This is a genomic window from Flavobacterium sp., assembly GCF_044361065.1.
In the GTDB taxonomy this organism is placed as follows: domain Bacteria; phylum Bacteroidota; class Bacteroidia; order Flavobacteriales; family Flavobacteriaceae; genus Flavobacterium.
Genome location: NZ_JBIKJI010000101.1, coordinates 1 through 7,919, shown reverse-complemented (window position 1 = coordinate 7,919; position 7,919 = coordinate 1). Strand labels below are relative to the sequence as shown.

Genomic DNA, 7,919 nt, shown 5'->3' with positions numbered 1-7,919 from the left:
TATGATTTTTGTATAGTTTTTGTATAGTTTTTAATCTGTTTTTAATTTACGAAAACGTTATCTTAAATACTTCTTTTATTAAAAAAATGCTAAATATCAATCAAACTATCATTTTCGCTTAACAATTCTTATCTTTGCCATTCTCATAAAAAACACAATGATGCAATCCGATTTTTCTTCTTTAGAACCCAAAAAATTTATCTTGATTAAAGGGGCACAATTGCACAATTTAAAAAATATTGATGTCGCCATTCCAAGAAATCAAATGGTTGTGATTACTGGACTTTCTGGGTCTGGAAAATCAAGTTTGGCTTTTGATACGCTGTATGCAGAAGGACAAAGACGCTACGTGGAAAGTTTATCTTCCTACGCACGTCAATTCTTAGGGAAATTAGACAAGCCGAAAGTGGAATACATTAAAGGAATTGCGCCTGCCATTGCAATTGAACAAAAAGTAAATACTACAAACGCGCGTTCTACAGTTGGTACATCAACAGAAATATACGATTATTTAAAATTATTATTTGCCAGAATTGGGAGAACCTATTCACCAATTTCAGGTGAAGAAGTTAAAAAACATACGGTTTCTGATGTAGTAAAATACATCCAGTCTTTAGAAATTGATACAAAATGGCTCCTATTAGCTCCTATTCATTTAGAAGAAGGCAGAAAATTACACGACAAACTTAACGTTTTATTACAGCAAGGTTTTGCACGTGTTTTGGTAGACAATCAAACGGTTCGTTTAGATGATTTTGTTTCAACATTAGAAATGATTGACGAATCTACAATGGCTAACAAAGAAATTTTATTAGTTATTGACAGAATCGTAGTACAATCAGATGAAGAATTCTTAAACCGAATTGCTGATGCCTTACAAATAGCATTTTATGAAGGAAAAGGCGAGCTGTATTTACAAGAACCAGAAAAATCAAATCGCATCGTTTTTAACTCTAATTTTCAATTAGATGGTTTGGATTTCTTAGAACCAAACATACATTTATTTAGTTTTAACAATCCGTATGGCGCTTGTCCTACTTGCGAAGGCTACGGAAGTGTAATTGGCATTGACGAAGAACTTGTTGTACCAAACACTGCGCTTTCTGTATATGAAAATGCCATTTTTCCTTGGCGAGGTGAAAGTATGGGTTGGTACAGAGACCAATTGGTAAACAATTCACATCATTTTGATTTTCCTATCCATAAGCCTTATTTTGAATTATCAGACGCACACAAAGCACTTATATGGAATGGAAATAAGTATTTCACAGGTTTAAATGCCTTTTTTGCCGATTTAGAAGCCAATAATTATAAAATTCAAAATCGTGTGATGCTTTCGCGCTACAGAGGGAAAACAAAATGCCATACGTGTAACGGAAAACGTTTACGAACTGAAACCAACAATATTAAAGTAGCAGGAAAAACCATTTCTGACTTGGTAGATTTACCTATTATTAAACTAATTCCGTTTTTTAATACCATTGAATTATCGGAATATGATGAAAAAGTTGCGAAACGATTACTTTTAGAAATTAAAAACCGTTTGGCATTTTTAGATAACGTAGGATTAAATTATTTAAGTTTAAACAGACAATCCGCATCGCTTTCCGGTGGTGAATCGCAACGAATTAATTTAGCTACTTCATTAGGAAGCTCGTTAGTGGGTTCTATGTATATTTTAGATGAGCCAAGTATAGGTTTACATCCAAAAGACACTGAAAAATTGATTGAAGTATTACTGAACTTAAAAAAATTAGGCAATACGGTAATTATAGTAGAACACGACGAAGACATAATGAAAGCCGCCGATATGATTATTGATATTGGTCCGGAAGCGGGAACTTTGGGTGGTAATTTAGTCGCACAAGGCACGTACAAAGAAATTTTAAAATCAGATTCGTTAACGTCGAGATATTTAAACGGAAAAGAAAAAATTGAAGTCCCTAAAGTCCGAAGAAAATTCAAAAATCATATAGATATTATTGGCGCCAGAGAAAACAATTTAAAAAATATTGATGTCACTTTTCCTTTGGATTGCTTAACCGTAATTACAGGTGTTTCTGGTAGCGGAAAAAGTACGTTAGTAAAAAAGATATTGTTTCCTGCTTTACAGAAAAAACTAACGGGGATTGGAGAAAAAGCGGGTCAATTTACAAGTTTAGAAGGCAGTTATTCGCACCTTAAAAACATTGAATATGTAGATCAAAATCCTATTGGAAGAAGTTCGCGTTCCAATCCAGTAACGTATATCAAAGCATACGATGATATTAGAGAATTATATGCCAAACAAACCACTTCAAAATTAAGAAATTACCAAGCCAAACACTTTTCATTTAATGTAGATGGTGGACGATGCGAAACGTGTAAAGGCGATGGCGAAGTAACCATTGAAATGCAATTTATGGCCGATGTGCATTTAGAATGTGAAATTTGTAATGGAAAACGTTTCAAAAAAGAAGTGTTAGAAGTGAATTTTGAAGGCAAAAACATCGACGATTTACTAAAAATGACCATTGATGAAGCGGTTGCCTTTTTTGAAACGCACGGGCAAACCAAAATCACACAAAAACTACAACCACTGAAAGAAGTTGGATTGGGATATGTGCAATTAGGACAATCTTCTTCTACGCTTTCTGGGGGTGAAGCACAACGTATAAAATTGGCTTCGTTTTTAGTGAAAGGTGCTACCAAAGAAAAAATGCTATTCGTATTTGATGAACCTACTACCGGTTTGCATTTTCACGACATCAAAAAATTATTAAAATCATTTGAAGCTTTAATCGATAAAGGACATTCTATTATTGTCATTGAACACAATTTAGAACTTATAAAATGTGCCGATTACATCATCGACATCGGACCTGAAGGCGGTGAGAATGGTGGGCAATTGGTCGCTTTTGGCACACCGGAAGAAATCGCAAAAAATAAAAAATCCTTGACAGGGAAATATTTGGCGGAAAAACTGAGTTGATTTGGGATTTACGATTTACGATTTTGGATTTACGATTTGGAATTTGGCATTTTATTTACGATTTTTGTTTGATTATAAGCCATATAAAATATTTTAGTTATGAAAGAGATAATGAAAAATCGAACAAAAAAATTTGCATTAGATTGTTGGATTTTATGTTCAAAACTTCCAAAATCAAGAGAATTCAATGCCTATGTTTCTCAATTAATTAGATGTTCAAGTTCTGTTGGAGCAAATTATAGAGCGCTCCAAAGAGCAAAATCAAATGCTGACTTTATTAATAAATTAAAAATTATTGAAGAAGAAGCCGATGAAAGTCATTTTTTTCTTGAATTACTATATGATGTTTCTTCGTTGCAAAATTTAAAATTAGATAACGAATTCATTCCTTTAACACAAGAAGCAAATGAAATAACAGCCATCATTGTATCCACATTAAAAACAGTAAGAAATAAATCGTAAATCCAAATCGTAAATCCAAAATCGTAAATCGTAAATCCAAATGAAATTCCAAGTAGTATCCGATTACGTTCCCACTGGCGACCAGCCTCAAGCAATTGAAAAATTAGCTAAAGGCATCATCAATGGCGAAAAATACCAAACCTTATTAGGGGTTACGGGTTCAGGAAAAACATTTACAGTAGCTAATGTGGTGCAAGAAGTGCAGAAACCTACTTTAGTTTTAGCACACAACAAAACCCTTGCGGCACAATTGTATTCGGAATTTAAACAATTTTTCCCAAATAATTCGGTGCAGTATTTTGTGTCATATTACGATTATTACCAACCCGAAGCCTTTATTCCGGTAACGGGAACCTATATTGAAAAAGATTTATCTATAAACGAAGAACTCGAAAAACTTCGTTTAAGCACTACCTCTGCCCTACTTTCTGGCCGGAGAGATATCATTGTAATTTCATCGGTTTCTTGTTTGTATGGAATTGGAAATCCTGTTGAATTTCAAAAAAATGTAATTACTTTAAAAAGCGGACAAGCCATTTCACGAACCAAATTATTGCATCAATTGGTGCAAAGTTTATATGCGCGTACCGAAATGGAATTTACACCCGGAACCTTTCGTATCAAAGGTGATACGGTTGAAGTATTTCCAAGTTATGGCGATGAACCGTTTCGAATTCACTTTTTTGGCGATGAAATTGAAGAAATTGAAGCGTTTGATGCCCGAACGTCTCAGGTATTGGAAAAATACGATTCGTTAAGCATTTATCCTGCTAATATGTTTGTGACTTCTCCAGATGTTTTACAAAAAGCCATTTGGGAAATCCAACAAGATATGGTAAAACAAGTCGAATATTTTCGAGAAATTGGCAAACATTTAGAAGCCAAACGCTTAGAAGAACGCACCAATTTCGATTTAGAAATGATTCGCGAATTGGGCTATTGTTCTGGAATCGAAAACTATTCGCGTTACCTTGATGGTCGGGAACCGGGTACGCGTCCTTTCTGTTTATTAGACTATTTTCCAGACGATTATTTGATGGTTATTGATGAAAGTCACGTCACCATATCGCAAGTACACGCTATGTATGGTGGCGATAGAAGCAGAAAAGAAAACTTGGTTGAATACGGATTTCGTTTACCTGCCGCAATGGACAACCGCCCTTTAAAATTTGAAGAGTTTGAAGCCCTACAAAATCAGGTGTTGTATGTTTCAGCCACGCCTGCCGACTATGAAATGCAGAAATCAGAAGGGGTGTATGTAGAGCAAATTATTCGCCCTACAGGATTATTAGACCCTATTATAGAAATTCGTCCAAGTGCGAATCAAATAGACGATTTAATTGAAGAAATTCAATTGCGATGCGAAGCCGATGAAAGGGTTTTAGTCACCACACTAACCAAACGTATGGCAGAAGAATTGGCTAAATACCTTACGAAAGTTTCGATACGATGCCGTTACATTCATTCGGATGTAGATACTTTGGAACGTGTAGAAATTATGCAAGATTTACGAAAAGGTGTTTTTGATGTGCTAATTGGCGTGAACTTATTACGTGAAGGTTTGGATTTACCCGAAGTATCGCTTGTGGCGATTTTAGATGCGGACAAAGAAGGTTTTTTACGAAGCAAACGTTCGTTAACACAAACCGTTGGAAGAGCCGCCAGAAACATTAACGGAAAAGCCATTATGTATGCCGACAAAATTACGGCAAGTATGCAACATACTATTGACGAAACCATTTACCGCCGTGAAAAACAAACGGCTTACAATACCTTACACGGCAAAACGCCACAATCGTTAAACAAGAGTTTGGGCAATGCTTTTAGCGCCAATTCTGTTTCTACACAATACTACGAAAACCAAGCGTATAAAGCCGCCGAACCCGAAAGCGAGTACCTAAGCAAACCCGAAATTGAACAAAAAATTAGGGACAAACGAAAACTAATGGAAAAAGCCGCTAAAGAATTAGACTTTATGCAAGCCGCCAAGTTTAGAGATGAAATAAAAGCATTGCAAGAAAAGTTGTAAAAAAAATTTAAATTCCAAATTTTAAATTCCAAATTCCAACACCCTTTTACGATTTTCCCTTACGACTTTCGACATTCGACTTTCAACTTTTTCCCTTTTACTTTTTACTTCATTTTTGTAGGAATCATTCTACAAAGAAATGTGATTTTTATTACTTATTTTTGAAAATAGAAAACTGACGTTTGTTAGATATTTATAAAAGAATTTGAAAATAACACCAATTTTCGATAGGTAATGTCAATTTTCGTATACTTTTTATAAAATTAAGTTTATAATTTAGTAATAGAAATTAAAAATAAAATTCAAATTTTAATTTATGACAGAATATTACAAAACATTAGGAATAACTTCAGACGCAACTTTAGAAGAAGTTAAAATAGTTTATAGAAAATTATCAAAAAAATTTCATCCTGATGTAAATCAAGGTGATAAATATTTTGAAGAGCGTTTTAAAGAAATTCAAGAAGCTTATGAAAAAATTGTTAATGAAAAAATAAAAAACAACAGCTTTAACTCCACTGATTCAAAAAATAAGGAAACAGAAAATAAAACTAAGACTTCAAATGCTAATAATCAAAATAAAAGCGAGTCATCAAAAAAATTCAATAATTCAATAATAATTATTCTTGTTTTAATAATAATATTGATTGCAATTTTAAAACCAAAAATTCAAAAATCAATTAGAGAAAATGCTGAAAAGGATTTAATTGACACATATGAAAATTCTAATACATTTGAAAACAATTATCAAAACTCAAATAAGAGTTCTCAGTCAAACATTTCAACTCTGACACTTGATTCAATTTCTTCTACACAAGAAGTAAAATATGATACTATCATTGATAAAAAAAAATTAAAAGTTGAAAGTAATGCATCTTTAAAAGAAAGTAAGCAATGGATACTTTCAAAACTAAACAGATATGTGACTGAATATATTCATTATTCAGAACCAAATACATTTACATTTTCAACCAAAACAAAATATTATGACTACTATTTTTCAATTTCAGAGAATAATCTAATTGTAACATATAGCTCAGAGTTTTCAGAAATTTTGGTTGATGACGAAACGAAAAAAATGTATAGAAATACTGATCTTCCTGATGATGCCGTGAAAAGATTAGCAGGTAAAATGACTGTGACTGAAAATAAGAATTATAAAATAAACATTCCTATAAAAAAAATTGAGTCAATATATTTTGATGAGGATAAAGATTATAAAGGAAATTGTGATTTCTCAATAACAACAAAAAAAAATGAAATGACTAAATATAATTTATCGAATAATGATAAAAATTATTTAAGTTATTTTAGTTTTCAATTTGATTGTTCACAAGAAGAAAATATAAGTAGGCGACTAAACGATGCATTATTTCACATAAAAAAACTAATTCCACAAACAAATACTACTAAAAATGAACCATTCTGAAATTAAAAAATTCGACATCAATAATTATTATGATTTTGAAAAAATTGTAAATAGGATTCGCAATGGAAGGGTGCCATTTATTGGAGATAATTATTGTGAAATATATAGAGGTCAATCAAAAGACAGTTATGAATTAAAATCAAATATTGCAAGGAATATAAGTAAAAAAGAAAATCTAATTGAACTTGAGAAAAAAATTCTGTGCGAATTTAAAAGAGTATTAAGTGAAATGAAATTAACAGAAAAATACATTTATTTATCAGAAGAATCAAATGATTATGAAAATGAATGGCGTTGGATTGAGCAGGCACAACATTATGGATTACCAACAAGATTATTAGATTGGACTACAAATCCTGATATTGCACTTTATTTTGCTATTGAAAGAAACCTCGATGATATAGGACAATTTTGGGTATATAAAACACCCAAAAATTGGTACTGTGATGATCATTTTGAAATTAATCCAAAATCAGAAATACTTAATATAATTTCAAATAGTAGTTTTTTCATAAAACCTGATAATACTAATAAAATTGGAGAAAAAAGGCGTTCAGTTCAAGATGGTAAATTTTCATTTCAAGATTATAATAAATCACTATTTCCTTTAAATAAACAAGAAAATTTACAAGAAGTAATAATTAAATACTCAATAAATCCATTATCAAAAAAAAATTTACTAAAAAAACTTTATGAAAAAAATATAAATAAAGATTCAGTTTATGTAAAATACGAATATGAAATTGAAAATATAATAGAAACAATAAAAAAAAGTTTATTATGAATGTATAAAAGCTGTTAAAAAATGAATCAATTTATTAAAACAAAAATTCTTTAAAAATAAATTAAAAAAATTATGAAAAAACTGATCCAATCATTAGCAATAATATTAACTTTATATAGTTGTAGTACACCAGAAGTAGAAAACAATCAAACAACAACAGAAAACATACTATCTATACCACAAAGATTTGTAGGTAAGTGGAAAAGAATTGCACCAAACGAAAATGTAAAAGCAGAAGTAAAAA

5 protein-coding genes are annotated in these 7,919 nt (G+C 31.4%); all 5 read left to right on the top strand.

Annotation, left to right across the window (positions count from 1 at the left end; translation table 11 throughout):
- The first annotated feature begins 157 nt into the window (after positions 1-157).
- A complete protein-coding gene (gene uvrA / locus ACIQ11_RS07130; RefSeq protein WP_396153990.1) occupies positions 158-2,971 on the top strand; it encodes an excinuclease ABC subunit UvrA in 2,814 nt (937 codons plus the stop codon).
- A 99-nt stretch (positions 2,972-3,070) separates the two neighbouring features.
- Positions 3,071-3,433, top strand: coding sequence for a four helix bundle protein (locus ACIQ11_RS07125; RefSeq protein ID WP_353078743.1), 363 nt, complete (start codon positions 3,071-3,073; stop codon positions 3,431-3,433).
- A gap of 40 nt (positions 3,434-3,473) precedes the next feature.
- Positions 3,474-5,462, top strand: a complete 1,989-nt coding sequence (gene uvrB, locus ACIQ11_RS07120; protein WP_396153989.1) for an excinuclease ABC subunit UvrB — start codon at positions 3,474-3,476, stop codon at positions 5,460-5,462.
- 316 nt (positions 5,463-5,778) lie between these two features.
- Entirely contained in the window at positions 5,779-6,891 is a 1,113-nt protein-coding gene (locus ACIQ11_RS07115; protein ID WP_396153988.1) for a J domain-containing protein, read from the top strand.
- A gap of 70 nt (positions 6,892-6,961) precedes the next feature.
- The gene (locus ACIQ11_RS07110) at positions 6,962-7,675 is read left to right on the top strand and encodes an FRG domain-containing protein (protein ID WP_396153987.1); all 714 of its coding nucleotides are present in this window, start codon (positions 6,962-6,964) and stop codon (positions 7,673-7,675) included.
- The last annotated feature ends 244 nt before the right edge of the window (positions 7,676-7,919 follow it).

Coding starts and splice junctions, on each gene's coding strand:
- uvrA (WP_396153990.1), top strand. CDS start 158: ATGATGCAATCCGATTTTTCTTCTTTAGAACCCAAAAAATTTATCTTG.
- ACIQ11_RS07125 (WP_353078743.1), top strand. CDS start 3,071: ATGAAAGAGATAATGAAAAATCGAACAAAAAAATTTGCATTAGATTGT.
- uvrB (WP_396153989.1), top strand. CDS start 3,474: ATGAAATTCCAAGTAGTATCCGATTACGTTCCCACTGGCGACCAGCCT.
- ACIQ11_RS07115 (WP_396153988.1), top strand. CDS start 5,779: ATGACAGAATATTACAAAACATTAGGAATAACTTCAGACGCAACTTTA.